Source organism: Streptomyces sp. KL116D (assembly GCF_030766975.1).
Lineage (GTDB): Bacteria > Actinomycetota > Actinomycetes > Streptomycetales > Streptomycetaceae > Streptomyces > Streptomyces longispororuber_A.
The window spans coordinates 232,194-258,616 of sequence record NZ_JASERH010000084.1; the positions used below are offsets into that span (position 1 = coordinate 232,194).

Consider the following 26,423-nt stretch of genomic DNA (forward strand, 5'->3'; position numbering starts at 1 on the left):
TACGTCTCACGTCACGGCTGTATACCGCTCCACGTGCCACCCGACGGCGTCGTACACGGCACGCAGCAGCAATCCGTCCCCACGTCCTGGATGGCTTGCGACAAGCTCACCGAGCGGCAGTGTGCCCAGCCCCGGGGCGTAGTGATCAAGGGCGGTGCGGCGGATTGCCCCCGCTTGAGGGGGAGCCTCGAAGGGGGCGCGCTTCACTGGCGTGAGTCCGGTCATGCGCCCGGACCCCACGGTGACCCCGGGTAGAAATCCTGCCAACAGCGCATGTCCGCGGGTGATGTCGTCGGGCAGCAGATAGGAAGCGAACACCGGAGTGCGGCACGCATGGGCGGCGCTCACTGCCGCGTGATGGACGAGGATGTGGTCCGGATGGCCCGTCAGGCCGTCGCTCGCCACCGTGAGGACGATGTCCGGACTGACGTCCCGGATATGAGACGCAATCGCGTCGGCGAGGTCGCCGGGATTCGCCGAGGTCAAGGAATCACGAGTCCGGCGTGAACCGGTATCGATCCAGCGTCCCTCATCGATCCAGTCCCACGAGTCAACGCCCAGCGTCGCGCATGACGCCGTGAGACGAGGTGCCCGGCGTCGCCGTGCTTCCTCCGTGGACATGTTTGCGGATCCAGGTTCGGCGGCTTCCCCACCGGACGCGATCCTCAGCACGACCCGTGCGCCGCACTCGCTGAATGTCGCTATGGCGGCACCGTGGGCATACACCTCGTCATCAGGGTGTGCTGTCACCACGAGAACGGTGTCTCCCCGCCCCGCGCGAGGCTTCGTCTGCCATTTCACCGTCCGTACCCACCTCTCTTCGCCGGTGCGCGCCGGGTGGCCGGTTGGCTTGCGCCACGCTCGAAGGTCCGCACCTCCTCCTCAACTTGCGCAGCGGTTCCTCGGCCGGCGGTTGCTTGGGTGATCAGTGGTGCCTCACGCTCACCAGTGGTCTTTCTCGCGCCTATGGTGCAGACCTCAGCCCCGCTCACCGCCGTATCCAGCTCCCATCCCGTCTGCAGTCGACGGTGGACGGGATGTCGGGCGCGCAGCGTTCTCGTCGCCGCGGTCAGGCGGCGAACCGCTCGGGGTGGAAGTCCGCAAGCAGCGTGTCTCTCTGCCCGCTGAGGATTTCCGATGCCAGCAGGCGGCCGATCACCGGCCCGAGTGTGATGCCGCTGTGGGAGACGGCTTCGTAGTAGCCGGGTACGGACGACACCGCTCCCACCGAGGGGAATCCGTCGGCGGGGATCGGGCGGTTGGCCACGCGGGTCTGTGCGATGTGACCGCCGCCGAGATCGGGAACGACTTGCCGTGCCGATCCGTGGAGCAACTTTGCGAGCTCCGAGGGATCTTCGCCGGTGTCGATGAGCGCGTCGACCTCGCGGCTGTGGAGGACCACCGAAGAGTTCCCGTCAGGACGGATCTCGACGTGCGGAGCGTGCATGGCCCGGCGAACCGGGACCTGGGCGCAGCCGATCCGCGTGACGACGCCGGGCTCCCGGCGCATCGGCAAGTGCCGTGCGGCGAGCCCGGCCACGTCGGCGGCATCAGGGCCCGCCGCGTTCACGACGACGTCGGCATCGAGGCGGCTGCCGTCGGACAGGGCTACTGACCGGACACTCCCGTCGGCACGCGTGCTGATGTCGCGGACCTCGGTGCCGAATCGGTGCTCGGCGCCGGCTGCGACGGCCTGGCTCACCAGGCGGCTGACGAGATGACGTCCGTGCACCCAGGCTTCGTCGGGGTAGAACAGGACCGGAAGGTCGTCGGGGACGGTGAGCGCAGGTTCGAGGCGGCGACGCACCTCTGCTCCGGTGCACACTTCGACCGGGTAGTTCCAGCTGGTCAAGAGCTCCGCCGTCTTGAGGAGCCTCCCCTCTGCCGCGGGGTCGGCTGCCCACCGGAGGTGGCCGTCGGGGTACCACCAGGAGTCCGGCCCGATGGCCCTGGCGAGCTCGCGGTGTGCTTCCATGCCCGCGACGTTCAGGTCGAAGTAGGCCTTGCTCGCCGTCTTGTTGCTGGCATTGGCCCAGGAGAAGGACCAGTTGGTGACTCCTTCGCCTGGCCGGCCCGCGTCGATGAGGACCACGTCGACGCCGCTCCGGGACAGGTTCCAGCCCACGCTGGCTCCGAGGACGCCCACTCCGACGACAGCAACACGTTGAGGCTTCACGAACGCCTCCTTCCCCCTCCCGATCGCGGCAACCCGCCCCTCGCATGGCTGCCCCTGGGGCGTATCGGCCGGTGAGTCGGCAGACCGCGGGCGCCGGCCGGGGGCGTGTGGCAAGCCCACACCCTCCAGCATGTACGAACGTACACTTCCCGTGGTAAGAATTTAGACCACGTGGTAAGTATTTCTGCCGAGCGTCCCGGACCCGCGCCAGGACGCCGACCTCGTACGGGGACCCCACACCCGTCGGCGGCGCCGCGAACACGCCATCATCGAAAGGACAGGGTGTGGAGAGCATCACCAAGAACAGGCAGTCGACCGCCGTGCTGCGCGCCATGATCGAGCGCGCCTACGGAGCCGGACAGATCCCCGCCGGGGACGAATGGGCAAGCGAACTGGGCCACGGCTGGTTCAACGTCGCCTACCGCATCAGGCTGCGCGACGGCGCCGACGTCGTCCTGAAGATCGCCCCGCCCCCGCACGTGGAGGTGATGACGTACGAGCGCGGCGCCATGTCGATCGAACTGGCCACGCTGGACCTGCTGCGGACGCAGACCTCCGTGCCGGTATCCGCTGTCGACTTCGCCGACCGCAGCCACGAACTGTGCGACGCCGACTACTTCTTCATGCCGTACATCGACGCGGACAACCTCGGCATCATCGCCGAGACGCTGCCCGCGGCCGAACGCAACGCCTACATGGAGCAGCTCGGCGCCGCCAACCGGGAGATCAACTCCATCCGCGGCGACGGCTTCGGCCCGCTGGCCGGGCCCCGCGACCCGAGCTGGCGGCGGGTGTTCACCGGCATCGTCGAGGACGTCCTGGTCGACGGCGAACGCCGCGGTGTCGACATCGGCTGGGACTACGACACCGTCCGCTCGGTGGTCGCCGCCCACGCCGACAGTCTCGACGAAGTGACCGAACCGCGCCTGGTCGAGTGGGACCTGTGGGACAGCAACGTCATGGTCCGCGACGGTAAGATCGCCTGCGTCATCGACCACGAACGCGCCTTCTACGGCGACCCGTTGATCGAGGCCGGCTTCACCGGCACCCAGCTGGCCGCCTTCGGCGATCCGGCTCCCTTCATGCGCGGCTACGGTCAGGCCGAGCTGACCGGGACCCAGCAGGTTCGCCGTCGCCTGTACTGCCTCCACCTGATGCTGATCATGGTCATCGAGACCGTGTACCGAGGTCACACCGACACCAAGCAGTACGACTGGGCCCGCCCCCACCTCGACGAGGCCATGGCACTGCTCGGCCGCACCCGCCGGTGACACGCCAGCACGTCGCCCCCGCCGCAACTGCCGACCACACCTCCCGGCTCGGCACCGAGCCGGTGGGCCGGCTGCTGTGGCGGGCCTGTACCCAGACCACGGCCGCCGTCGGCGTCTACGGCATCTACGCCCTGACCAACGCCTGGTTCGTCGGCCACGGCGTGGGCGACACGGCGATGGCCGCGGTCAACCTGGTCGCCCCGCTGCTGCTGTTGCTCGGCGCGGTGTCCACCACCGTCGGCGCGGGCGGCGCCTCCCTGATCTCCCGTGCCCTGGGCGCGGGGGACCGGCAGGCCGCCGCCCGCGCCGCGGGCAACTCCTTCACCCTGTTCTGGGCCTGCGCCATCGCCACCACCGTGCTCGGCCTGACCTTCCTGAACCCCCTGCTCGCCGTCCTGGGCGCCCAGGGCGAACTCCGCGACAGCGCACGCCCCTACGCCGTCATCCTGCTGTGCGGTGCGCTGGTGTCCACCGGCTTCTCCGGCCTGGTGCGCGCCGAGGGCAGGATGGGCTACTCGACCCTGCTGTGGCTGGTGCCCGTCGCCGTCCAGATCACCCTCGACCCGCTGCTGATCTTCGGTTTCGACATGGGCGTACGCGGCGCTGCCCTCGGCACCGTCGGCGGCCAGGCCGTCTCCGCGGTGATGAGCCTGTGGTTCTTCTTCGCCCAGCGCCACCGCCCCTACCGCATCACCCTGGGGGATCTGCGGCCGCACGGGCCCACGCTGCGCGCCCTGCTGGGCATCGGCCTGCCCTCGTTCCTGGCCGGCACGGGCGTCACACTCCTGGCCGTCCTCGTCAACGCCACCCTCGCGGCCACCGGATCGGCCACCGCCCTGGCGGCCTACGCCGTCTGTGCCCGGCTGCAGACGTTCGTGATGATGCCGCACACCGGCATCAGCCAGGGCCTGCAGCCCATCGTCGGCTACAACAGCGGCCGCTGCCTCGACCACCGCGCCCGGCACGCCCGCAACCTCGCCCTGCGCGCCTCCCTGCTGTACGGGCTGCTCACCGCCGCGACCCTTGCCCTCCTCGCCGAGCCACTGGCCCGGCTGTTCCTGAACGACCCCGACACCGTCACCACCGCCGGGCAGGCACTGCGCGTCATCGCCCTCGGCATGACAGCCGCCGGAATCGGACCTCTGGTAGCGGCCTACGCCCAGGCCCTGGGCCGCCCGGCCCCCGCGTACCTGATATCCATCGGCGCCCTCCTCCTGATCAAAGTCCCGCTCATCGCGACCCTCGGCCAGCGAGGCACCGGCGGAGTGTGGGCAGCACTGGCGGCCGGCGAACTGGCCACCGCCGCCGTGGCGTTGGTGCTGCTGCGGCGGCTGCGTGAGACTACGCCGAAGGCTCCTTGAGGAGCTGCTGCACATAGGCACGCAGGATCCCGGCCATGTCCACCTCGCCGGGACTGGTCAGCCACTGCACCTGCAACCCGTCCATCAGCGCCACGAAGGCCACCGCCGCGGCCTCGGCGTCCACGCTCTCCCGCAACGCCCCCTGGGCGTCCAGCTCCTGGAGCGCACGCAGCACGTACTCGCGCGTCTTCACGTAATGCGCCTGGAAGTACTCGTGCGCGGGATGGTCCTCGGCGATGGCTTCGGCCGCCAGCCGCACGTACAGGTCGACCATGCCGTGACGCCGGGCATTGTGATCGGCCAGATCGACCAGATGCTGCACCGCGGACAGAGGCGAGGAGTCCAAGGGCCTGACCTTCGCGCTGTCCTCCTCGTCCCGGCGCTCCAACACAGCCGTCAGGAGCGCCTCGCGGTCAGGAAAGTAGTAGAGGAGCCCTACGTGACTGATCCCGGCCCGCTTCGCGATCTCCCGCAGCGAAGCACCGTGGTAGCCGACGTCCGCGTACACCGCGGCGGCCGCCGACACGATCAGCTCACGTCGCGCGCGTCCCTTCGCATACCCACCGGGATGGGCAGGCGCCTTGGCTTTACCAGCAGACATGCCCCCATCATCGCAGTCGCGATCAGCCGGTCCCGCATCGTTCGGCAGGGCACGCCCGGGGCGCTTCTCCGGCGGGCGGATCCGGGCACATGTCGAGGCGGCGTCAGCGTGGGGTCCGGCCGTCCTGGTGCTCAGGCACGGCGGCCTGTGGCGGTTTCGGGCCGGGACGACCGTGCCCGGTGGCCAGCGGCCATGCGTCGACGTCCTGGTAGCGCCGCGGACCTGAGTGGCCTCTTATGGTGCTGGCGACGAGGTGGAGGCGTCGGGCCTGCCAAGGGCGTCCGGTGAAGCCGTCGAGGGTCGCGGCCGCCGCCGTGATGGACGCGTTGTCGTAGCGGCGGGCGCGGGCAAGCGTGAGGTGGGGACGCAGCGGACGTTCGACGAAGGCGACGTCGCAGTCCCTGACCCTCGCCCGTACTGCTTCGGCCAGCTCGTGCAGGCGCTCGATGTCGCCCTCGACGCCGCTCCACAGCACTCGCTCGTCGAAGTGGCCGCCACCGAGCAGCGCCAGTTCGGGGGAGGGGTGGGCTGCTGCCAGGTCGGCGAGGGGTGAACGAAGCCGCTGGACGGTCTGCACCGGCAGCTCGCCCAGGAAGGCGAGGGTGATGTGCCAGTCCTCGATGCGGTTCCAGCGCAGGTCGGGATGGGCGGCGTAGGCAGGGCTCAGTGCGTGCGCCAGCTCCTGCTTCGCGTCGTCGGGCGGGGCAAGGGCGACGAACGCGTGCTGGGTGGCGGTCTGGGATGGATCGTTCACGGACGACTTCATACCTCATGCGCCCGCGGGGCCGAGGGTGGAGGGTGCCGCCCGGTTGCCTGGTGGAAGATCACTTCCACCAGGCAGCCCACTGAGACCTAGAGGCCTTCGATGATGCGGAAGTCGCGCTCGACGCCGTCGGACAGGGCGAGCAGCGCCTTCTGATAGGCGTCACTGGCGTGCGCCGCGACGGCCTGTTCGAAGCTGTCGAACTCGATCAGGACGGTGCGCTCGGCGATTCCGGCGTCGTGCGCGACGGTCCGCCCGCCGCGGGCGAGCACCCGCCCGCCGCCGGCCTCGACGGCCGGACGGGCCAGCTCGTTGTAGGCAGCCAGCTTCTCGGGGTCGGAGATGGTGCGGTAGGCGCTGACCCAGTAGCCCTTAGGCATGCGGAACTCCAGTGTTCGGGTAAGTGCACGTGTGAACGTGCGCGTCTGACGTCGGATCGACTGCTGCGAGCGTGCGCACCCGGTCGAAGATCGCCGGGGTGGTTCGCCGGGGTGGTTCAGGGGACGTTCTGGTCAGCGGCCCGTCGTGGTCTCGCCGCTGAGCAGGGGGTGCAGGAGCGGGATGTAGAGGTCGGCGACTTCGTCGGGGGACAGCTGGGTGAGGTGGTCGGCTTGGACGGTCGCGTACAGGGCTCCGAGACCGAGGAGTACGCCGATGGCCAGTTCGGCACGGAGTGCGGCGTCCGGTCCGGGGATGCGGCTGGCGAGCGCGTCGATGACCTGCGTGCGGAAGTTGGCCCGGGCCTGTCCGCCGAGTTCCAGGTGGTGGCGGGAGAAGGCGATGCGCAGGATCGGGTCGCGGGTCTGGCCGCGCTGGGTGGCGAGCAGGTGCAGGACCATGTGCCGGGCGAGGCCGTCCAGGGGGGCGTCGAACAGGGCGGTGGCGTCGGCGTCGAAGGTGAACACCTGGTTGAAGAGGTGCTCCTTGGTGCCGAAGTACTTCATGACGAGGGCCGGGCTGACGCCCGCGTCGTCGGCGATGGCGGCGATGGTCGTGTCGGCGTAGGCGTGGCGCGCGAACGCGCGTCGGGCGGCGTCGAGGATCTCCGCGCGCCGGGCATCCGCGTCACGTGGTCGTGCAGCCGCCGGGTCCGGAGTCGCTCCGGGTGCCGCCGACACCGGGGCCGGCCGGCTCCTCGACGTCGGTCGCGGGCGGCCGTTGCGAGGGGAGGCGGAGCTCGGGCCGGGCGTGCTGTTCAGCGGCGAATCGGTGGACACTGCGCAATCCCCTCAGGAGGTGAATGGCGTTCACCACTGTAGGTGAACGCCATTCACCTCGCAATGGAGTTCTGCGGACGGCACCTGCAACGTGCCTGTGCAGGCACTGAGTTGGCCGTGCTGTCCGTCGGCCGACACGGCTGCGCGGTGTCGCCCGTCGAGCAGGGAGCCGATACGCGCTCCGCGGGCCTCAAGGCTGGGAGCGGGTGCACGAGCTCAACCAGCGGCCGCCGGTGCTTTGCTGACCTCGGGGGCGGTCGGCTTCGCGGTGGCGGGTGGCGTGCGGTAGGCGCGAAGGGGCGCGTTGGTCAGGGTTACGGCGGCGATCGCCGCGACGGCGGACAGTCCGCCGAAGACCAGGGAGAAGGAGGCGGAGGTGGCTGATGCCAGCAGGCCGCCGCGGAAGTTGCCGAGTTCAGGGCCTGCGACACCGATGACGTGCTCTACGGACGAGACGCGCCCCCGGTATGCGTCCGGGGTCTCCAACTGGACCAGGGCGCTGCGGGTGACGACGGACACGGTGTCGGCCGCGCCCGCCACGGCCAGGCATCCGAGCGCCAGCCACAACGGTCCCGCCAGACCGAAACAGGCCAGCGCCAGGCCCCAGACGGCGGCTGCGGACAGCTGAACCAGGCCGCCACGGCGCCACCGCGTCACCGTGCCGGAGAGCAGACCGGCCGTGATTCCCCCGACCGCGACGGCCGAGAGGAACAGGCCGAGGGTCTGTGGGTTGCCCCCGAAGCGGGTTTCGTTGACCAGCGGGAAAAGGGCGATGGGCATGGCGAGCAGCGTTGCGGACAGGTCGGTGGCCATCGAACCCCACAGGGTCGGGCGGCGCAGGACGATCCGCCAACCGCCACGCTCCGGCCGGCGCCTGCCGCCTCCCGTCGCAACCCCTTCGGGCCGCATGGCAGGCAGACGGATCACCGCAAGTACGGAGACTGCCGCGGCCGCGACCTGGGTGGCGTAGGCGGCAGGGAGATCCCAGCGGGCGATGATCAGTCCGGCCAGCGCGGGACCGGCCAGCATCGATGCCTGGAAGGAGACATTGGTCAGGGCGAGACCGGCCGCGACCTGATGGTCGGGCAACAGCCGGACCGGGAAGGTGCGCCGGGCAGGTGCGCCGAGAGCGCTGCAGGTCGTCCCCACGGCCACCAGGGCGAGCAGCAGCAGAACGTTTCGGTTCTGCGCGAGGGCCTGGGTGCACAGCCCCGCGGCGGCCAGCAGTTGGCCCGCGGTGGTGGCCCGCACCACGGTCCGGCGGTCGTAGGTGTCGGCCAACGTGCCGCCGAGCAGCCCGAACAGCACCATCGGCAGACCGGTCGCCAGCCCGATGGCGCCGGTGCCGACCGGGCTGCCGGTGAGGTCCCAGACCTGGGCCAGTACCGCCACGTTGGCTATCTGGCCGCCGAGTTGAGAGGCGAAGGTGCCGATCCACAGGTCTCGGAACGACTGACTGCCGCGCAGCGGACGGGTGTCGAGGAACCGGACACGCGCGCGCCGCCTCATTGCGGCGGTTCGACGAGGTGATGGAGGATCCGCTGCCGCATGGACCGGCGCTGCAGTGCCTGCCGTACGTCTTCGACCACGGCGGTCATGGCGTACGGGACCTCGCTGTCCAGTTCGGCGACGGTCGCGTGGGTGGCGCTCCATTCCGCCTCCAGGAACGGCACCAGTGACCGGCCGCGCTCGGTCAGGTCGATGCGCCGGGTGCGGGCGTCGGGCCCGGGCTCGGAGGTGACCAGGCCCTCCTTGCGCATGGCGGAGATGGTCTGGCTGATCGCCGAGTGCGAGCGGTCCAGGGACTTCGCGAGATCGCGAATGGTGAGGGGTCCGGTGTGGGCGAGCCGGATCAGGGGATAGGCGAACCGCGGTCGCACCCCTTCGATGCCGCGGTCGAGGTAGACCTGCTCGATCTCGGCGTCCAAAACTGCCAGGAGCTCGTGCAGGGAGTGCCAGGGGTCGGGTAGCGCGGTGGGATCGGGAGACGTCACAGCGCTAATATAACAGCGCTGCGATAATGTGGATGCGTGCTCGGTGCGCGGGCGTCGTGATGGTCACGTGGATCTCTGCGGACCAGGCGTCCGCGCCCCTGTGATCTGACGGTCTGCGCCGCCTGTCAGGGGATTCACCGATGAGTTTCTGCGGGCCGCGAGGTCGGTACCGCCATGACTGATCTCAACAATCCGCCGGTCGTCTCCCGCCGGGACTGGCTGACCGCCATCGATGCCCTGCGTGTCCGGGAGAAGGCGCACACCCGGGAGGGCGACGCGATCGCTGCTGCCCGGCGACGGCTGCCCATGACCGAGGTGGACCCGTCGGCCCCGCTCGTCTCGGGCGAAGGGCGCGTCCCCCTGATAGACGTCTTCGCGGGCCGCGCCCAGCTGTTCGTTTCATACCATATGTGGCACGACGGCCACAGCGCCGCCGACCAGTGCGAGGGCTGCACCTTCTTCACCGGTCAGGTGCGCGAACTGTCCTATCTGCACCAGCGGGACGTCACCTTCGCCGTCTTCTGCCAGGGCCCCTACGAGGAGTCCGAGCGCTACCGCCGCTTCATGGGCTGGGACCTGCCCTGGTACTCCGTCCCCGCCGAGTCGCACGAACGGCTCCTCGCGGACCGGCACTTCGGCATGAAGGCGTGCTACCTCCGGGAGGGGGACCGCGTCTTCGAGACGTACTGGACCACTGGCCGGGGCGTCGAGCCCATGGCGCCGTCCTACGGCATCCTCGACATGACCGTCCGTGGACGGCAGGAGACCTGGGAGGACTCCCCGGCCGGCTGGCCGCAACCGTTCGAGACGCTCGGCCAGCAGTTCCGCAAGGACGGACGGCCGACCGCGCAATGGGCACGGATCACCGCCGGCCACGACGACGACCTCCATGGCGAAGAGCCCGGCACGGGGACGGGGGCTTCAGGCTGCTGCTGTTCGTGATCCCCCGTCCCGGCGTCGGTGGCAGCGCAGGTCCCACCGACGGATCACGTCGGTCTGATGCCAGGGAGCCGGTGAGGGGGAGGCGTTGCCGGCCTGGTGGGGCGTGGACCGGGCGGAGCTACCAGCTGCTCTTCCTCACCCCGGGAAGCAGGCCTGCGTGGGCCATCTCGCGTACCCGGATGCGCGACAGGCCGAAGGCGCGCAGGTGCCCGCGGGGTCGGCCGTCCACGGCGTCGCGGTTGCGCAGGCGGGTGGCGCTGGCGTCGCGTGGCTGGCGATTCAACTCGCGCTGGGCGGCGTCGCGTTCGCCGTCGCTGGTCAAGGGGGAGGAGATGGTGGCCTTGAGTACGGCGCGGCGGGCCGCGTGGCGCGCGACGGTGCGGCGGCGCTGGTCGTTCTTCGCGATCTTGCTCTTCTTCGCCATCAGACTGTGCCTCCGCGGGCGCGGATGCGGGCCACTGCGGCTTCGATGCCGATCGTGTCGACCGTCTTGATGCCCTTGGTGGAGAGGGTCAGGCGGACGTGGCGGCCTTCGCTGGGCAGCCAGTAGCGCTTGCGCTGGATGTTGGGGTCGAACCGGCGCTTGGTGCGGCGGTGCGAGTGGGAGATGCGGTGGCCGAAGCCGGGCTGGCGGCCGGTGAGTTGGCAGTGTGCGGACATGGTTCCTCCTTGGGTGAGGGGAGCACCGTATCAGCTAAATGAAAATGAAAACCAATACCGTGTATGGTGCTGCCCATGACTCGTACCGAACTGCGTCCGATCGCGGAGCCGGGGCCCGTCGCGGGTGCCGACAGCTGCCATGTGATCCGCGCGAACCGTCCCGCCGCCCCCGGCCGGCGCGCGCCACACCCGTACGGCCGCGTCGGCGGCCATCCCTGCCTCTCCCGCTCAACGGGCACCGTGGGCTGGGGCGAGCGGCCCGACGGGCGCGGACGGAGCGGGCGATGAGCGAGGGCCCGGCACGGATGCCGGTCGTGATCGTCGCCGGGCTGCACGCGGACGCGCGCAGGGCGGCCGTGGAGGAGATCCTGCGCGCGCATCCGAACTCGGTGGCGCTGCACCACGACCTGACCGGCGCCGTCGATCGTGCGGTGCATCGCACGGTGCGCGACGCGGTCGGCCCGCTGAGCAACGGCGAGGCGCCCCTGGTGAACGGCTGCGCCTGCTGCGCGTTGCGTGAGGACCTGGTGCCCGAGCTGCTGCGGCTTGCAGAGGAGGGGCAACACCGCCTGGCTGTCGTGGAGTTGTGGGACTCTGTCGAACCGCAGGCGATGGCGGCGGTCATCGCCGCCGCGGGTGCGCCGCTGGTCCTCACCGGGGTCGCCACGGCGGTGGACCCCGCGCTGGTCCTGCCGTACCTGGGCAACGGGGACGACCTGGCCGACGTAGGTCTCGCCGCCGCACCCACCGACCAGCGCACGGTCGCCGACACCTTCGCCCGGCAGCTGGAGTACCCCACCGTGATTGCCCTGGCCGAAAGCGGGCCGGACGGGGGAGGGCGCGAGGGCGCCGACGACAGTGACCGCGCGCTGCTCGACCAGCTCACACCGGGCGCGCGCACCATACCGGTGGAGGACGGAAGCGGGCTGAGTGACGCTCTGCTGGCAGGCTTCGACATGGCGGCGGCCGCCGCCCGGATGCATCCCGCATGTGCGCTGCTGCCGCAGGAGTGCGACGAGCACGGTGTCACCACCCTCGTCTGGCGCGGCGAACGCCCCTTCCATCCGGAGCGCCTCTACGCCGCCCTGGAGGACGTGACCTGTGCTGCCGCCCGCAGCCGTGGGCGCTTCTGGCTGGCGGACCGGCCCGACACGTTGCTCGCGTGGGACGCGGCAGGCGGCGCGCTGTGCGTGGAATCCGGCGGACCGTGGCTGGCCGCTCTGCCGGCGGCGGCCTGGGAGATGATCCCGGTCGAGCGTCGCGTCGCCGCCTCATTGGACTGGCATCCCGAGCACGGAGACCGTGGACAGTGCCTCACCTTCACCTCGCCCGGCCTCGACCGCGACGGCCTGCGAGCCCTGCTCGACTCGTGCCTGCTCACCGACGACGAGTACGCGACGGGCAGGGACGGCTGGAGCCAACTCCCGCACGCCTTCGACGGCTTGCTCGACCCAGTGGTCTGAGCGGGACCCCGCCCCTGCCCCTACGCGTTCTGCCGCATCCGAAGAAGAGAGGACCCGCCCCACCATGCCCCGAAGCCAGAGCAACCGCCGCCAGACGCTGAAGCGCCCGCGCGTCAACCCGCTGGACGCCGCCGGCATCACGTACGTCGACTACAAGAACACCGACCTGCTGAGGAAGTTCATCTCCGACCGTGGAAAGATCCGCAGCCGTCGCGTGACCCATGTCAGCCGCCGCCAACAGCGGCAGATCGCACGGGCTGTCAAGAACGCCCGCGAGATGGCACTGCTGCCTTACGGCTCCCGTTGAGCGCTCGGGGACGTAGCGCCGGCCGCCTCATGGGGTGAGGCGCACCCGGGAGTCGGAGCGGCGGCCGGGCCCAACTGCGGCTGCGATGCGGCGCGTTGGTGTGACCTGCGTCATACGTGGGGGTGGCGCGGCAGGTGCGTGGGCAATCTTCGAGCTGACCCGTGACGCAGGGAACGGGGATGCGAGGATGAGGCCGCCATGACTGTCGGGTGGATAGCACGCACGGTACGGGCCGCGGTGTTCGCGGCCGTCTGTGTGCTGCTCGCTGCCCTCGGCCATGCTGTGATGTCGGGGCACGCGGTGCCCTGGTGGGCAGTGGTGCTCGGGGCCTTCTTCATCGGCGCCGTCGTGTGGGGTCCGGCCGGCAGCGAGCGCCGGACCTCCACGGTCGTGACCCTCACCGTGACCGCCCAGGCAGGTCTGCACGCGGCGTTCTCGGTCGCACAGACCTGGGCCGATGCGGCGGAGTCACGGGCGTTCACGGGCACGGTGACGGACATGGACTCCATGGGGTCCATGCCCTCGACGGGTTCCATGGATGCGATGGGTCCCATGGATGCGATGGGTTCCATGCCTTCCATGGGTTCCGCGTCCTCCATGGCGTCCATGGGGCATGACATGGGAGGCATGCCCTCGGCCGGTATGGTCGCCGGGCACCTGCTGGCCGCCCTGCTGTGCGGCGTGTGGCTCGCGCACGGCGAGCAGGCCGCCTTCCGGGTCCTGCGGGCGCTGGCGGGCTGGTTCGTGGCACCGCTGCGACTGGTCGCCCTGCTGCTCCCCATGACCCCGCACCGCCCTCGCGTACGTCGGCGCCGTACCGGCACGGTCCGCAGGCCACGCCGGCTCCTGCTTGCCCACGCGATCACCTCTCGGGGTCCACCGGGACACCCTGCTGTCGTCTGAGCGACCGAAGACAGCTGGTTTCCCGTAGCCGAAGCCGTCACCGTGGCGCCTCGCGCCCTGACGGACGGCCGCGGACATCGGCCCGTACGGGCCGTACCCCTTTCACCGGACCGCGGCTACGCGCACGCGCCCGCGCGCCCGTATCTCGTCTGCGGCTCCGGATCCCGGTTCTCCGAGAAGGACACCAGGTGATCACTCCTGCCCTGCCCCTTTCCTCACGTCCACGTGACGCGTCGATGACGCCGTGGGCGCCGGCGGCCCGTGACGGCGCCTTCCGCGCCGGACGCTGCGTCGTCCTCGCCCTCCATCGTGACGTCCGTCGCCACGTCGTACTGATCAGCGCCGATGTGCAGGCTGTCGAACACCTCGCCCAGGCCAGGCAGTTGCCCGACCTCGACGACCGCATCGCAGGCTGCGAACTCCCCGCAGCACGGGCCGAGCCGCTCCGCGAAGCCCTCGCGGCCTGACCCGGCACAACGGGAGACCGGGCGCGACACCTCGTGCCCGGCCTCGGGAACACCCGTGTCCGTTCCGTTCTCCCTGTGCACAGCTGCCGCACCTGCAGCGCAATCGTCCGTCCCCACGCATCGCGCCCAGCGCGTCATCACCAGGAGTGCCCCCATGTCCGTGACCACGGACCCGTCCGCTCAGCCCACTCCATCCACCACCTCCGCTCCACCATCCGCCCCGTCCCCCTGGAGCGCCCTGCGCCCCGTGATCCTTCGACTGCACTTCTACGCCGGGGTGTTCGTGGCCCCGTTCCTCCTCGTCGCCGCGTTCACCGGCCTGTTGTACGCGGGCTCGTTCCAGGCCGAGAAGATCGTGTACGACCACGAACTGCGGGTCCCCGTAGGCAAGTCCGAGCTCTCCATCAGCGAGCAGGTCGCCGCCGCCCGCCAGGCCCATCCCGAGGGCACGCTCAGCGCCGTGCGCCCGTCGCCGGAACCGGGCGCGACCACCCGCGTCCTGCTCTCCGGAGTGCCGGGCGTGGACGCCGACCACACCCTCGCGGTGTTCGTGAACCCGTACAGCGGAGAGATCCGTGGCGCCCTCGAGCAGTACGGCTCCACCGGGGCCCTGCCTCTGCGCACCTGGATCGACGACCTCCACCGCGACCTCCACCTGGGCGAGACCGGCCGCCTCTACAGCGAACTGGCCGCCAGCTGGCTGTGGGTGATCGCAGGCGGCGGCCTCGTCCTGTGGTTCAGCCGCCGTCGCGCCCGCCGCACGATCCGCGGCACCAGCGGACGGCGCCGCACGCTCGGACTGCACGGCTCCGTCGGCGTATGGGCCGCGGCCGGCCTCTTCTTCCTCTCCGCCACCGGACTGACCTGGTCGACGTACGCGGGAACCAGCATCAGCGACCTGCGCGACGCACTCGGCCAGGCCACCCCGTCGGTCACCGCCACGGTGAGCGCGGGCCACGAGGACCATGCCGCCACCGGCTCGATGCCCGGCATGGACATGGGGCCGGAAGCATCGGACTCCACGCACGTGAAGGTGGGGCTGGACGCGGTCCTCAGGACGGCCCGCGCCCAGGGCCTCTCCAACCCCGTGGAGATCGTCCCGCCCGCCGACACCACATCGGCGTACGTCGTCAGGCAGATCCAGCGCAGTTGGCCCGAGAAGCAGGACTCGATCGCGATCGACCCCTCCTCAGGCGTGGTCACCGACACCCTGCGGTTCGAGGACTATCCGCTGCTCGCGAAGCTGACGCGCTGGGGCATCGACGCGCACACCGGCAACCTGTTCGGCCTCGCCAACCAGATCGCCCTGGCCGCACTCGCCCTCGCCCTGATCCTCCTGATCCTGTGGGGCTACCGCATGTGGTGGCTGCGCGGCCGCGGCACGTCCTTCGGCCGGCCGATCCCACGAGGGGCGCTGAGCGCACTGCCCTGGTACGTGACCGTCCCGGCCGCACTGCTGGTTGCCGCGCTCGGCTACTACGTACCGCTCCTCGGTATCCCGCTTCTCGCGTTCTTCGCGGTGGACCTGGTGCTTGGTGAAGTGGCCCGTTGGGATCAGCCTCGGGAGAAGACGAGCAGCGGCTGATCCGTGCCGCGGTTGGCAGCCACGGCCGTCGGCTCTAGGGTCGGCGGCCATGACGGTTCTGATCACGGTGTGGGGAGCATCTCCCGGCGTGGGCAAGTCGACGCTCTGCGCCGGGCTGTCCCGTTGGCTGGCGGATGAGGGACTGCGGGTGGACCACTTCCGGGAGGAGGAGATCCTGTCCCGGCCGCAGTTCGCGGCGGTGGCCGAGGAGTTCAAGGCGACCGGCACGGTCGCGTTGGGCACGCTGATTGCCGGGACGGCGAAGTTCGTCGACGCGGTCCTGGCGAACGGCGACGACGTGGTGGTCGCGGACGCCCTGATGCCGTTCGTGCCCACGCTGCTGGCCATGGGGCACGAAGAGGCAGCCGTCGACGGCTTCATGACCGACCTCACCGCGGTTCTCGCACCGGTCCGGCTGGTCATGGTCTTCCTCGATGGTGACGCCGAGTCCGCGTTGTTTCGGGCCGCGGCGAGGGACGGCGAGCAGTGGCTGGACTGGTACGTGGGGAAACTCGCGAGATATCAGGTGAGTCCTCCCGTGACCGATGTGGCCTCGGCGGTGCAGTACCTACGGCGTGAGCGTGCAGTGACGCTCGGGGCGGTCCGCCGGAAGGGCTGGGATCTCGTCGTGATCGAGCGAGCTGACGAGTTGCCGCCGGATGAGGTGTTGAGACTCGCGCGACAGGGCCTGAGGCCGTGGGTCGGGGCAGCCGCAGGCGGGGGGAAGGGCGGACGTGGTGAATGACGCCCGCCGGCACACCGGGCGGCTCGCGGCCAGGGCCTACGCGAAGTCGGAGTAGGCGAGGTGGGTTGCGCAGACCCGGCACCGGAAGAGATGTGCCCGTCTCTCGCCGTCCTTGTCCAGTGAGCCCAGGAAGTGCTCGACCTGGTTCGACGGCCAGCCCCAGCCGATCGCCTCGCGTCGCAGCGTGTCCAACGCCTCCGGAAAAGCGGTGAGTTCGTCGGCTCCGGCCGAGCCGACGAACGCGGCCCCATCGCCACAGTGGAAGTACCACTGTGGCTCCTGCCATGCGCGGAATCCCGGTGTGCGCCGGTCGACCGCCGCGAAGATCCCAGCGGGTACGTCGTCGTCGCCCAGGCCTGTTCCCGCCGTGAAGTGGGCGTCGAACCGGTCTGCAGCACTGCCATCTGCAATGCACCACGGGCAGAGCCGCCCCTCAAGGGCCTCGGTCGCGTAGACCGGACCTGTGTAGACGCGTCCGCGTTCCCGGCCGCAGCAGATACAGGCTGAACTCGAAGCTGCGATGACGCCCGTGGCGACGGGGTCCGGGTGGTAGGGGAACGTGGGAAGCAGCTCAGTCACAGGCCAGAACCTAGCAACCGATACGCACGGCCCGCGGCACGGGGCTGCAGGGCCCGTACGCCCGTCCCCGTCCACCACGACGGGGATCGCGGACAACCCGCCGAGGCGAGGAGTCGCGCTCCAGCGGGATCATGGGCGGGTGAGCAATACGCACTCCTCCACAGTCCTCGTCCCTCTCGACGAGCCGCCCGTTCCCGTCGCGGTCGGTGTCGGTATTCACGGGCCGGCGGGGCACGTGGACGACTTCCAGTTGCCGGATCTGTGGCAGTTCCACCTCTACGACTACGAGGCCGACCTCACCGTGGACGGTGTCGCGTACGAGATCCGCCCCGGCAGCGTCAGCCTGGTGCCGCCGGGGACGCCGGTCCGGTATCGGTACCGGGGTCGTTCCGAGCACCTCTACGTGCACCTTCGGCTCGGGGCGGCCGCGGAACCCCGAGAGGTGGCGACCGTTCAGCACGCCGGACGTCAAGTGGCCCTGCTCGAAGGGCAGTTGCGGCAGGCTCTGGCGGCCTGGCCGAGTACTCCGGGGCGAGCGGTGGCCGAGGTGTGGGCGGCCCTGTGGCGGGTGGTCGAACTGGCGCCGGCGCAGGGCGGAGCCGCTCCGGCCACTCACGCGGCGGTGGTGGCGGCGGTCACGTTCATCGAGGAACGCCTCGCGGAGCCGCTCACCGTGCCGGAGATCGCGCGGGCGGCCGGCGTCTCGCACAACCACCTGACCCGGCTCTTCCGCGCGGCAACGGGGGAGACCGTGATCGGCTACCTCCGGGTGCGCAGGATGGCGCAGGCCCGCCACCTGCTGCGGGCCAGCACGCTGTCCATCCCCGCCGTCGCCGCGACCGTCGGCATCCCGGACCTGCAGGCGTTCAACAAGGCGTGCCGCCGTGAACTCGGGGCGTCCCCGAGGGCGGTGCGAGCCGATCTCGGACGACAGTGATAATTGACCAGTAGTGGGTGAGCACGGCCCACCTGTTCCTCCCCCGTCACTCCTAGCGTGACGGTCATGGAAGAAACAGCGAAGACGACCCCGGACGCGGGCAGGCGCCTGCTGAGCTCGGTGCAGATGGCCCGCTTCGTGGCCCGCGGCGCCCTGCGCCTGGACGCGGTGGTGCCGCCCGAGATGAACGCGGAGGCGCTGGGCGTCCTGGCGGACGGCGTGCCCGGCGTGCCGTACGGAACGCCGCTCTCCAAGGCGTACGACCAGGGCTCGTTCGTGGCCAGGCTGCTTGAACTCCCGCAGGTGGCAGGCGCAGTGCACAGTCTGGTCGGTCCCGAGCCGACCATCGACCACCACGCCGTGCACATCCGTGAACCCCGCGGCGGCGAGGCGCAGCCGCTGCACGCCGACGCCATCATCGACGTACGCACCGACGCCTTCGACGTCCAGCTCATGTACTACCCGCAGGACGTCACCCTGGAGATGGGCGGCACGCTCAGCGTGCCCGGCAGCCATCTGCGGCGCACCAACGAGTCGGACACCGGTCGCTACCAGAACCTGCGCGGCCAGGACCGTCTCGTCTGTCCGGCCGGGACCGTGGTGTTTCTGCACCACGGCATCTGGCACGGTGGCCGCCGCAACGAAAGTGACGTCGTCCGCTACATGTTCAAGGTCCGCTTCAACCCGCAGGTCCGCCAGCGACTCCTGTGGGACACCTCGGACCTCGACGATCCGCAGGTACGCGGCGAACTCGACGCGCACTTCCCATGGTACGAGCAGGCCAGCGGCCGCCTCGAGCGTTACAACCGCGTCCTGCTGTGGCGCGAGCTGACCGGTGACGACACCTTCGACCTCGACCACTGGGTGACCAGGGTCGCCAACCGCCCTCAGGAGCCCGCCGCATGAGCACCGGAGCGACGACCACCGACTCGACGACCACCCACTCCGCATCCACCGGCTCGACGCTGCGGCAGCAGGTGCTCGTGCTGTACCTGGCGAACTCGGCCCTGGACTCCTGGGTCGTCGGCTGGTCCCGCTACGACGGGACCGGCCGTACCACCCCTACCTCGGGCGACAGCGACGAGCCGCCCTACGAGACGGGGGTCGCGGCTCTCCTCGACGGCTGGCGGCTGATCCAGGCCTCGCAGCTCGTCCCGCCGTCCCCTGGCCACGAGTACGACGTCTCCTTCCTGAAGCACGAGTTCTTCTTCGAGCGGATCGTGGACACGGCGCAGCCGCGGTCGTGACCGGTGACGACCTGCTTCTCGTGGCTCCAGTGACCCCACCGTGCCCGGCCGCCCTGACATCCGGCCGGGCACGTCCCGTGGGTCACGCCTGCGGCATCGGCTCCGTCGTGAAGTGAGCGTGCAGGCGGCGCCGGTGACCGACCTCCCGGACGGGACCCGACAGGGCGACCCGCGCCGTCAGCAGCGGCGTGGTGCTCGACGCGCTCAACCGCAGCTCCAGGTCGCCGGGCTCGACGATCCGCCGGCCCGCACGCCCGGTGAACGACGCGAGGTCGGCCGGCACGGTGGCCCGGACCCGTACGGCTTCGCCCGGCGCCAGTTCCGGCAGGCGGACGTAGCCGACGAGCCGCTGCACCGGCTGCACCACGGAGGCGACCGGGTCGTGCAGATACAGCTGCACCACTTCGGTGCCGGGCACGGCGCCGCTGTTGCGGACGGTGCAGGCGAGCGTGAACTCGCCATCGGTGGCGGCGAGTTCGGTGTCGACCCGCAGCTCGCTCCAGTCGAACGTGGTGTACGTCAGGCCGTGACCGAAGCCGAACGCCGGAGCCGGGTCGAGGTTGGACACCTCGGTGGCCTGGCCCAGGCGGGGAGCGAGGTAGGTGGACGGCTGGGCGCCCGGCCGGAGGGGGACGCTGACGGGGAGTCGTCCCGAGGGGCGCACCCGGCCGCTGAGCACTCCGGCCAGGGCGGTCGTGCCCTCTTCACCGGGGAAGAAGGTCTGCACGATCGCGGCGCTCTCCTGGACCGCGCGGCCCAGGGCGTAGGGCCGGCCCGCGAGCAGGGTCACGACGACCGGGGTGCCGGTGTCCATGAGCGCGTCGAGGAGCTGCTCCTGGGCGCCGGGCAGCGAGAGGGACGCGGCGTCGCAGCCCTCGCCGCTCGTTCCGCGCCCGAAGAGGCCCGCCCGGTCGCCGAGCGCGGCGATGACGAGGTCGGCCTCGCGGGCCAGGGCGATCGCCGCGTCGAAGCCTTCGGTCCCGGTGGCGTCCGCCGCGGCGAGACCGGCGGTCGTGACGATCTCGCTGTCGGGGAACTCCGCAGCCAACGCCTCGCGCAGCGTCGGCAGGTCGATGCCGAGCGGCGTTTCGGGGGTACGGCTGCCGACGTGCACGGGGAAGGAGTAGCAGCCGAGGACGGCCGTGGGCGTCTCGGCGTTGGGGCCGATCACGGCGATGCGCGCGGGCGCGCGGCCGCCGGTGAGGGGCAGCGTGCCGTCGTTGGACAGCAGGACCACCGATTCCTCGGCGACGCGACGGGCCAGGGCCCGGTTCGGTGCGCCGTCCAGGTCGACGGTCCCGCGGGCGTGCTCGGGAGAGGTCCCCGCGAGGGCGTGCGGGGTCGGGTCCCAGTCCGCGTCGAGCAGGCCCGACTCGATCTTCTGCAGCAGCACCCGGCGGGCGGCCCGGTCCACCAGGGACTCCGGGACGGTGCCCTCGGCGATGGCCTTGCGCAGGGGCTCGCCGAACGTCTTCACCGTGGGCAGCTCGACATCGACGCCGGCGGCGAGCGCCGCTCCCGCCGCGTCGCCGAGCGAACCGGCGACTCCGTGCAGCGTCTTGAGGAACGCGATGCCGAAGTAGTCGGCGACGACGGTGCCTTCGAAGCCCCAGGTGTCGCGGAGCAGTTCGGTCAGGAGTCGCTCGTCGGCCGCCGACGGGATGCCGTCGATGTCGGTGTAGGCGTGCATGACGGACCGGACGCCGCTCTCCCGCACGGCCATCTCGAACGGCGGGAGGATCACGTCGGCGAACTCCCGGCCGCCCATGGACACCGGCGCGAGGTTGCGGCCGGCGCGCGAGGCCGAGTAGCCGGCGAAGTGCTTGAGCGTGGCGACGATCCCGGCGGACTCCAGACCCTGCACGTAGGCGGTGGCGACGGTGCCGACGAGGTAGGGGTCCTCGCCGATGGTCTCCTCGACGCGGCCCCAGCGGGCGTCGCGTACGACGTCCAGGACCGGCGCCAGACCCTGGTGCACGCCGACCGAGCGCAGGTCGCGGCCGATCGCCGCGGCCATCAGCCGGACCAGGTCCGGGTCGAACGTGGCGCCCCAGGCCAGCGGCACGGGGTACGCGGTGGCACCCCACGCGGCGAACCCGGCCAGGCACTCCTCGTGGGCGAACGCCGGGATCCCGAACCGGTTCGCGGCCACCACGCGGCGCTGGGTGCGCGCCAGGGACAGCGCACCGAGCGCGGGGTCGACGGGGGCGGTGCCGAAGGGGCGGGTCAGCTGGCCGAGCCCGTGCGGGAGCAGCTCGTCGAGGTCCACCACCTCTTCCATGTCGTGCTGGTGCGGAGCGACGTCGCCGCCCTCGGCGGAGGCGCCCACCCAGACACCGAAGAGCTGGGCGATCTTCTCCTCGAGGGTCATCTCGGCGAGCAGCGCGTCGGCACGGGCCGCGGCGGTACGGCTCGCGTCACGCCACGGCGGAACGCGGGTCGCGTCGGATTCTTCAGCCGGTGCGGCCATGTGGTCGGTCACTTTCCTCCGACTCCCATCAGCCCCTGGACCAGGGCACGACGGGCGAACAGGTAGACGATCAGGATGGGGAGCATGGACAGCACCACCGCGGCCAGCAGGCCCGGGATGTCGACGCCGTGCTCGGTCTGGAAGTCGTAGAGCCCCATGGTGATGACCTTGGTGCTCGCGGACTGGGTGAGGACCAGCGGGAAGAGGAAGCCGTTCCACGCCTGCAGCGCGGTGAAGACGATGATCGTCGACAGGCCGCTGCGGGACAGGGGGAGGACCAGGCGGAAGAAGATCCGCCGCGGCGACGCGCCGTCCATCGTCATCGCCTCGTAGAGCTCCGGCGTGATGTCGCGCATCGACCCGGTGAGGATGAGCGTGCACACCGGCATGGCGAAGGCGGCCGTCGGCAGGATGACACCGATGAGGTTGTCGTAGAGCCCTGCCTGGCTGATCACGTAGAACATCGGGACGATGACGGCCTGCGCGGGGATGGCGAGGCCGAGCAGGAAGAGCCGGAAGACGCCGCTCGTGAGCCGGCCGCGCCCCCGCACGATCGCGTACGCGAGCGGCGGCACGAGCAGCAGGACGATGCCGACCACGCAGACGGTGACGATGACGGTGTTGACGAAGTACTGGCCGAAACCGTTGTTGAAGTCGTCGATGTAGTTGTCGAGCGTGAAGTGCCGCGGCAGCGACAGGGGGCCGTTCGCCGCGTAGTCCGCGCGGGACTGGAAGGTGGCGACCAGCATCACGTACAGCGGAAGGCCGACCAGGAAGAGCCAGATCAACGACCCGAAACCGGCGAGGAAGTTGGGCCTCTCCCGGCGTACGGTCCGGGGTGCGGCGTGTGTCACAGGCCCTCCATGGTGCTGCGCATCTTGTCGTAGCCCGACAGCCGGACCATGACCAGCGAGATGACCGTGGCGACCAGGACGAGGAGCAGCCCGATGGCGGACGCCGTCCCGTAGTCGAAGCTCTTGAAGGCCTTTTGGTACATGTAGTACGCGCTGATGGTGGTGTCCGTGCCGGGGCCGCCCTGGGTGAGGATCAGGACGGTGTCGAACGTGGTCAGGCCGCCGACGACCATCAGGATCATCGAGGTGATGATGCTGTTGCGCAGCTGCGGCAGGGTGATGTGGAAGAACTGGCGGACCGTGCCCGCGCCGTCGATCTGCGCCGCCTGGTACAGGACCTGGGGCACGGCTCGGGCCGCGCCCTGGTAGATCAGCGTGTGCAGGGGTGTGAACTGCCAGGTGCTGACGAAGACGAGGACGCCGATGGCGCTGGCCTGGTGGCCGAAGAGGTTGCCGTCGCCGAACAGCCAGCTGGCCTGCGCCGGTACGCCGAAGTTCGGGTCGAGGACGGCGCGCCACAGTACGGAGACCGCGGCGACGGACAGCAGCAGCGGCACGAAGTAGATGGCCGACAGGACGGCTCGGTTGCGCTGGTGGCCGGCCGCCCAGACGCCGAGGAGGATGCTCAGCGGGGTCTGCACGGCGACGCCGAGCACGGTCAGCAGGACGCTCAGCCAGAGGCTCTGGATGAGCACCGGGTCGTCGAAGAGCTTCTTCCAGTTGTCGAGCCCGGCGAACTCCGGGTCGCTCAGGCCGTTCCACGTCGCGAACGACAGAACGGCCACCAGGATGAGAGGGACAAGGGCGAACAGGCCGAAGAAGACCGCGGCGGGGGCCGCCCAGCCGAAGCCGGGGCGGCCCACGCCGACGACGCCGTCACGGCGGTCGGTGGGCGTCGTGCGCGGTGCGATCTTTGCGTTCTTCTCGTGCTGTTCGTTCAGGACGAGGGTCTTGGTGCTCATGACGTCGGCAGTGCCTGCATCGCCTTGATGAAACCGCCCTCGTCCAGCTGGCCGTTGAAGAACTGCTGGATCGCCTGGTACATCGAGGTCGCCGCGGACTGCGGGTAGGCCTGGTCCCACGACAGCTGGAAGGCGGGGGCCTTCTCGACCAGCTCGTACTGGAACTTGGCGTAGCCGGGGCTGGCGGCCTTCTGCAGGAAGAGGGGGGTGTTCGTGGTGGTGGGCAGGTTGCCGATGCCGAGCTGCGCCTTCACGAACTCGTCCGAGTACTGGAGCTTGAGGAACTCGGCGACGGCCTCGGGGTGCTCGGTCTTCTTGAGGACCGAGTAGAAGTTGTTGGTGTTGCCGACGAGGTCGCCGGCGTCGCCCTTGCCGCCCTTGACGGTCGGGAAGGCGGTGTACCCGAGGTCCTTCTTGGCGAACTCGGGGTGGGCGTCCTGCTGGGTCGAGTACTCCCAGGAGCCCATCAGCTCGAATCCGGCCTTGCCGGTCGCGAGCAGCGTGGGGGAGCCCTGGTCGGTGAACTTCACCGAGTCGAAGTTGGTGCCGAAGGCTCCGGCGTCCACCAGGTCCCGGATCATGCCGAGCGCCTTCTTGCTGTCGGCGCTCTCCCAGGCGGCCTTGTCCCCGTCGAGGGCCTTCTGGAACAGGCCGGGCCCGGCGACGCGGTCGAAGAGGTACTCGAACCACATCAGGGTCGGCCAGCGGTCGCCGCCGCCGAGCGCGATGGGCGTGACGCCCTTCGCCTTGATCGCCTTGACCGCGTGCAGGAGCTCGTCCCAGGTCTTGGGCGGCTTCACGCCGGCGTCCTCGAGGACCTGCTTGTTGTGGAAGAACAGGACCGGCTGGGTGCCGCGCATCGGGACGCCGTACGGCTTGCCGTCGATCTCCGCGCTGTTGAAGACCGAGGGGAGGAACCGCGTCTTGAGCTCCGGGTCCTTGGCGATGAAGTCGTCCAGCGGCATCAGCAGGTCCGCGTCGACGAACGGCTTGATGCTGCCGCCGCCCCAGTTGAAGAAGACGTCGGGCGCCTGCTTGCTGTTGATGACGGTCTGCAGCTTGGCCTGGTAGTCCGCGCCGGGGATGGTGTCCAGGACCGCCTTCACCTTCGACTGCTTGTTGAAGGTGGCGATCAGCTGCTTCTCGACCTTGTTGGCCGCGTCCCCGTAAACCAGGATGTGGATCTTGCCGTCGTCGCTGCCGGCCGTGTCGGAACCGGTGCCGCAGCCGGACAGGGAGAGCAGCAGGGCCAGCGCCGCACCGCCGACTATCGCGGTTCTGGGCATCCGTGCGCGTAGGGTCATTGCCTCGCCTCTCGAAACTGTTTCGGCAACATCGCCGAAAGTTCACGAGTCGGGACGCTAAATCTCACCCGGTGGGCGGTCAACCCCGCTACGCCGAGTTATCAAAGCGTTATGACCCTGAGGCGCCTGACCATGCCTTATGCTCCAGGGCATGCGTGATGACGAGGAGTTGGGTCGCGTCACCCTGGCAGAGGTGGCCCAGAAGGCTGGCGTCTCCATTTCGACAGTTTCGAAAGTGCTCAACGGCAGGCAGGACGTGGCCGCCCCGACCCGGATCAAGGTGGAGCGCCTCCTGGAGCGGCACTCCTACCGGCGCACGACCCGCGCCGCCCGCGAGGCGCCGCTCATCGAGCTGGTCTTCCACGAGCTGGACAGCATCTGGGCGATGGAGCTGATCCGCGGCGTGGAGAACGTCGCCAAGGCCCACCAGGCCAGCGTGGTGCTGACCGAGAGCGGCACCCGGCACGCGCCCGACCCCGACTGGATCGAGGGGGTCATGCAGCGCAGGCCGCGCGGTGTGGTGCTCGTCTTCTCGGCGCTTCCCGCCGAGGTCAAGGCGCGGCTGCGCTCGCGCTCCATCCCGTTCGTGATAGTCGACCCGGCCGGCGGCCCCGAACCGGACGTGCCGTCCGTCGGCTCGGCGAACTGGAACGGCGGGCTCGTCGCCACCCGGCACCTGCTGGAGCTGGGGCACCGCCGCATCGGGATCATCACCGGCCCCGACGACATGCTGTGCTCCCTGGCCCGCCTCGACGGCTACCGCTCGGCGCTCAGCATGGCCGGCATCCAGGCCGACCCCGAGCTCGTGCGCTACGGCGACTTCCACGTCGAAGGCGGCTTCAAGCGCGCCCTGGAACTCCTCGACCTGCCCGAACCGCCCACGGCGGTCTTCGCGGGCAGCGACCTGCAGGCGCTCGGCGTCCTGGAGGCGGCCCGGGTCCGGGAGTTGCGCGTCCCGCAGGACCTCTCGGTGGTCGGCTACGACGACGTGCCCGTCGCCCAGTGGGCGAGCCCGGCCCTGACCACGGTGCACCAGCCGCTGCGGGAAATGGCCGAGGAGGCCGTGCAGATGCTCATGCGGCTGAGCGTCCAGGAGCCGGTGACCACACGCCTCGAACTCGCCACCAGCCTCGTCGTCCGCAAGAGCACGGCGCCGCCCGCCCTCTGACGCTCCTCGGCTGCCCGCGGCGATAGCGGGCGGTCCCGAGGGCGCAGTCCAGGGCGTCGCTGCAGAGCCGTCGCGGGTCTGGATCGCCTCGCCGCGCAAGCCGGAGTTATGTGCCGGTGCCGGGCGGGCGGCCGGGCACGCGTACGCCGCCTCCCGCTGTCAATCGCCCGGCTCCGCCCGGCAGTTGCCCGCCGGCGCTCCCGGACCGGGCCGTCCCCGTGCGCCAAGTCGGGCTCTCCCGTGCGCGGGCGGCCGATTCCACGACCCGTGCGGATCACTCGAACCAGGCGCTCCCCCGTCGCTGGGACTCTGCTCGCCTCATCGAAAATATTTCGCTCCTGTCGCGCCATTGTTTCGAAGCCGTGGTGTCCCCCAAGATCTGTCCAGCGCGCGTCAACTGGCGTGCTGAACAGAGCTGGAGGACTGTCATGGGCCGGAGCGCATCCG

The 26,423-nt window shown here is 70.4% G+C and carries 28 protein-coding genes; 13 read left to right on the forward strand and 15 right to left on the reverse strand.

Annotated elements, in window-relative coordinates:
* Positions 1 to 6: 6 nt before the first annotated feature.
* Both RBJ77_RS33190 and RBJ77_RS33195 read right to left on the reverse strand, forming a co-directional pair.
* Entirely contained in the window at positions 7 to 801 is a 795-nt protein-coding gene (locus RBJ77_RS33190; RefSeq protein ID WP_372348359.1) for a PIG-L family deacetylase, read from the reverse strand.
* A gap of 268 nt (positions 802 to 1,069) precedes the next feature.
* Positions 1,070 to 2,176 (reverse strand): NAD(P)/FAD-dependent oxidoreductase, encoded by a 1,107-nt coding sequence (locus tag RBJ77_RS33195; RefSeq protein WP_372348360.1) that lies wholly within the window; start codon positions 2,174 to 2,176, stop codon positions 1,070 to 1,072.
* A gap of 284 nt (positions 2,177 to 2,460) precedes the next feature.
* Between RBJ77_RS33195 and RBJ77_RS33200 the strand changes: the two genes are divergently transcribed.
* Together RBJ77_RS33200 and RBJ77_RS33205 are read left to right on the forward strand one after the other, a co-directional pair.
* A complete protein-coding gene (locus RBJ77_RS33200; RefSeq protein WP_372348361.1) occupies positions 2,461 to 3,447 on the forward strand; it encodes a phosphotransferase family protein in 987 nt (328 codons plus the stop codon).
* A complete protein-coding gene (locus RBJ77_RS33205; RefSeq protein ID WP_372348362.1) occupies positions 3,444 to 4,808 on the forward strand; it encodes an MATE family efflux transporter in 1,365 nt (454 codons plus the stop codon). The genes RBJ77_RS33200 and RBJ77_RS33205 overlap by 4 nt, the downstream gene beginning before the upstream one ends.
* On the opposite strand, the gene RBJ77_RS33210 is transcribed toward RBJ77_RS33205, so the two are convergent.
* The 6 genes from RBJ77_RS33210 to RBJ77_RS33235 all read right to left on the reverse strand — a co-directional run bounded on the left by RBJ77_RS33210 (position 4,789) and on the right by RBJ77_RS33235 (position 9,383).
* Positions 4,789 to 5,409, reverse strand: a complete 621-nt coding sequence (locus tag RBJ77_RS33210; protein ID WP_372348363.1) for a TetR/AcrR family transcriptional regulator — start codon at positions 5,407 to 5,409, stop codon at positions 4,789 to 4,791. The genes RBJ77_RS33205 and RBJ77_RS33210 overlap by 20 nt on opposite strands.
* A 103-nt stretch (positions 5,410 to 5,512) precedes the next feature.
* Entirely contained in the window at positions 5,513 to 6,163 is a 651-nt protein-coding gene (gene thpR, locus RBJ77_RS33215) for an RNA 2',3'-cyclic phosphodiesterase (RefSeq protein ID WP_372348364.1), read from the reverse strand.
* Positions 6,164 to 6,261: 98 nt separating this feature from the next.
* Positions 6,262 to 6,552, reverse strand: a complete 291-nt coding sequence (locus RBJ77_RS33220; protein ID WP_372348365.1) for a DUF1330 domain-containing protein — start codon at positions 6,550 to 6,552, stop codon at positions 6,262 to 6,264.
* A 132-nt stretch (positions 6,553 to 6,684) separates the two neighbouring features.
* The gene (locus RBJ77_RS33225; RefSeq protein WP_372348366.1) at positions 6,685 to 7,290 is read right to left on the reverse strand and encodes a TetR family transcriptional regulator; all 606 of its coding nucleotides are present in this window, start codon (positions 7,288 to 7,290) and stop codon (positions 6,685 to 6,687) included.
* 315 nt (positions 7,291 to 7,605) lie between these two features.
* Positions 7,606 to 8,898, reverse strand: coding sequence for an MFS transporter (locus RBJ77_RS33230; RefSeq protein WP_372348367.1), 1,293 nt, complete (start codon positions 8,896 to 8,898; stop codon positions 7,606 to 7,608).
* The gene (locus tag RBJ77_RS33235; protein WP_372348368.1) at positions 8,895 to 9,383 is read right to left on the reverse strand and encodes a MarR family winged helix-turn-helix transcriptional regulator; all 489 of its coding nucleotides are present in this window, start codon (positions 9,381 to 9,383) and stop codon (positions 8,895 to 8,897) included. The genes RBJ77_RS33230 and RBJ77_RS33235 overlap by 4 nt, the downstream gene beginning before the upstream one ends.
* Positions 9,384 to 9,557: 174 nt before the next feature.
* On the opposite strand from RBJ77_RS33235, the gene RBJ77_RS33240 reads away from it, so the two are divergent.
* Entirely contained in the window at positions 9,558 to 10,325 is a 768-nt protein-coding gene (locus RBJ77_RS33240) for a DUF899 family protein (protein ID WP_372348369.1), read from the forward strand.
* Positions 10,326 to 10,443: 118 nt separating this feature from the next.
* Here RBJ77_RS33240 and rpsN read toward each other — a convergent pair whose 3' ends face one another.
* A complete protein-coding gene (gene rpsN, locus RBJ77_RS33245; RefSeq protein ID WP_372348370.1) occupies positions 10,444 to 10,749 on the reverse strand; it encodes a 30S ribosomal protein S14 in 306 nt (101 codons plus the stop codon).
* Positions 10,749 to 10,985, reverse strand: a complete 237-nt coding sequence (gene rpmB / locus RBJ77_RS33250; protein WP_372348371.1) for a 50S ribosomal protein L28 — start codon at positions 10,983 to 10,985, stop codon at positions 10,749 to 10,751. Before rpmB ends, rpsN begins: the two co-directional genes overlap by 1 nt.
* A gap of 284 nt (positions 10,986 to 11,269) precedes the next feature.
* Between rpmB and RBJ77_RS33255 the strand changes: the two genes are divergently transcribed.
* From RBJ77_RS33255 to RBJ77_RS33280, 6 genes are all read left to right on the forward strand, one after another.
* Positions 11,270 to 12,448, forward strand: coding sequence for a GTP-binding protein (locus RBJ77_RS33255; protein WP_372348372.1), 1,179 nt, complete (start codon positions 11,270 to 11,272; stop codon positions 12,446 to 12,448).
* 64 nt (positions 12,449 to 12,512) lie between these two features.
* Entirely contained in the window at positions 12,513 to 12,755 is a 243-nt protein-coding gene (gene rpsR / locus RBJ77_RS33260) for a 30S ribosomal protein S18 (protein ID WP_372348373.1), read from the forward strand.
* A 198-nt stretch (positions 12,756 to 12,953) separates the two neighbouring features.
* A complete protein-coding gene (locus RBJ77_RS33265) occupies positions 12,954 to 13,658 on the forward strand; it encodes a hypothetical protein (protein WP_372348374.1) in 705 nt (234 codons plus the stop codon).
* A 188-nt stretch (positions 13,659 to 13,846) separates the two neighbouring features.
* Entirely contained in the window at positions 13,847 to 14,125 is a 279-nt protein-coding gene (locus RBJ77_RS33270) for a hypothetical protein (protein ID WP_372348375.1), read from the forward strand.
* Positions 14,126 to 14,279: 154 nt separating this feature from the next.
* The gene (locus RBJ77_RS33275; protein ID WP_372348376.1) at positions 14,280 to 15,710 is read left to right on the forward strand and encodes a PepSY-associated TM helix domain-containing protein; all 1,431 of its coding nucleotides are present in this window, start codon (positions 14,280 to 14,282) and stop codon (positions 15,708 to 15,710) included.
* Between the two features lie 49 nt (positions 15,711 to 15,759).
* Positions 15,760 to 16,455, forward strand: coding sequence for a hypothetical protein (locus RBJ77_RS33280; protein WP_372348377.1), 696 nt, complete (start codon positions 15,760 to 15,762; stop codon positions 16,453 to 16,455).
* 36 nt (positions 16,456 to 16,491) lie between these two features.
* Here the strand turns inward: RBJ77_RS33280 and RBJ77_RS33285 are convergent, their stop codons facing one another.
* Positions 16,492 to 17,034 carry a CbrC family protein gene (locus RBJ77_RS33285; protein WP_372348378.1) on the reverse strand — a complete coding sequence of 181 codons (543 nt, stop codon included), beginning with the start codon at positions 17,032 to 17,034 and terminating at the stop codon, positions 16,492 to 16,494.
* A gap of 139 nt (positions 17,035 to 17,173) precedes the next feature.
* Between RBJ77_RS33285 and RBJ77_RS33290 the strand changes: the two genes are divergently transcribed.
* The 3 genes from RBJ77_RS33290 to RBJ77_RS33300 all read left to right on the forward strand — a co-directional run bounded on the left by RBJ77_RS33290 (position 17,174) and on the right by RBJ77_RS33300 (position 19,218).
* Positions 17,174 to 17,971 (forward strand): helix-turn-helix transcriptional regulator, encoded by a 798-nt coding sequence (locus RBJ77_RS33290; protein ID WP_372348379.1) that lies wholly within the window; start codon positions 17,174 to 17,176, stop codon positions 17,969 to 17,971.
* Between the two features lie 66 nt (positions 17,972 to 18,037).
* On the forward strand, positions 18,038 to 18,877 hold the full coding sequence (locus tag RBJ77_RS33295) for a phytanoyl-CoA dioxygenase family protein (protein ID WP_372348380.1): 840 nt from the start codon (positions 18,038 to 18,040) through the stop codon (positions 18,875 to 18,877).
* Positions 18,878 to 18,936: 59 nt separating this feature from the next.
* Positions 18,937 to 19,218 carry a hypothetical protein gene (locus RBJ77_RS33300; RefSeq protein ID WP_255976683.1) on the forward strand — a complete coding sequence of 94 codons (282 nt, stop codon included), beginning with the start codon at positions 18,937 to 18,939 and terminating at the stop codon, positions 19,216 to 19,218.
* An 82-nt stretch (positions 19,219 to 19,300) separates the two neighbouring features.
* Here RBJ77_RS33300 and RBJ77_RS33305 read toward each other — a convergent pair whose 3' ends face one another.
* The 4 genes from RBJ77_RS33305 to RBJ77_RS33320 all read right to left on the reverse strand — a co-directional run bounded on the left by RBJ77_RS33305 (position 19,301) and on the right by RBJ77_RS33320 (position 24,808).
* Complete coding sequence (locus RBJ77_RS33305; RefSeq protein WP_372348611.1) at positions 19,301 to 21,589, reverse strand: beta-glucosidase; 2,289 nt, start codon at positions 21,587 to 21,589, stop codon at positions 19,301 to 19,303.
* Between the two features lie 107 nt (positions 21,590 to 21,696).
* Positions 21,697 to 22,542 (reverse strand): carbohydrate ABC transporter permease, encoded by an 846-nt coding sequence (locus RBJ77_RS33310; RefSeq protein WP_372348381.1) that lies wholly within the window; start codon positions 22,540 to 22,542, stop codon positions 21,697 to 21,699.
* Entirely contained in the window at positions 22,539 to 23,504 is a 966-nt protein-coding gene (locus RBJ77_RS33315; protein WP_372348382.1) for a carbohydrate ABC transporter permease, read from the reverse strand. Before RBJ77_RS33315 ends, RBJ77_RS33310 begins: the two co-directional genes overlap by 4 nt.
* Entirely contained in the window at positions 23,501 to 24,808 is a 1,308-nt protein-coding gene (locus RBJ77_RS33320) for an ABC transporter substrate-binding protein (RefSeq protein ID WP_372348383.1), read from the reverse strand. The genes RBJ77_RS33315 and RBJ77_RS33320 overlap by 4 nt, the downstream gene beginning before the upstream one ends.
* Positions 24,809 to 24,947: 139 nt before the next feature.
* Here RBJ77_RS33320 and RBJ77_RS33325 point away from each other — a divergent pair, with 139 nt between their 5' ends.
* Positions 24,948 to 25,976, forward strand: a complete 1,029-nt coding sequence (locus RBJ77_RS33325; RefSeq protein ID WP_372348384.1) for a LacI family DNA-binding transcriptional regulator — start codon at positions 24,948 to 24,950, stop codon at positions 25,974 to 25,976.
* Positions 25,977 to 26,423 lie beyond the last annotated feature (447 nt).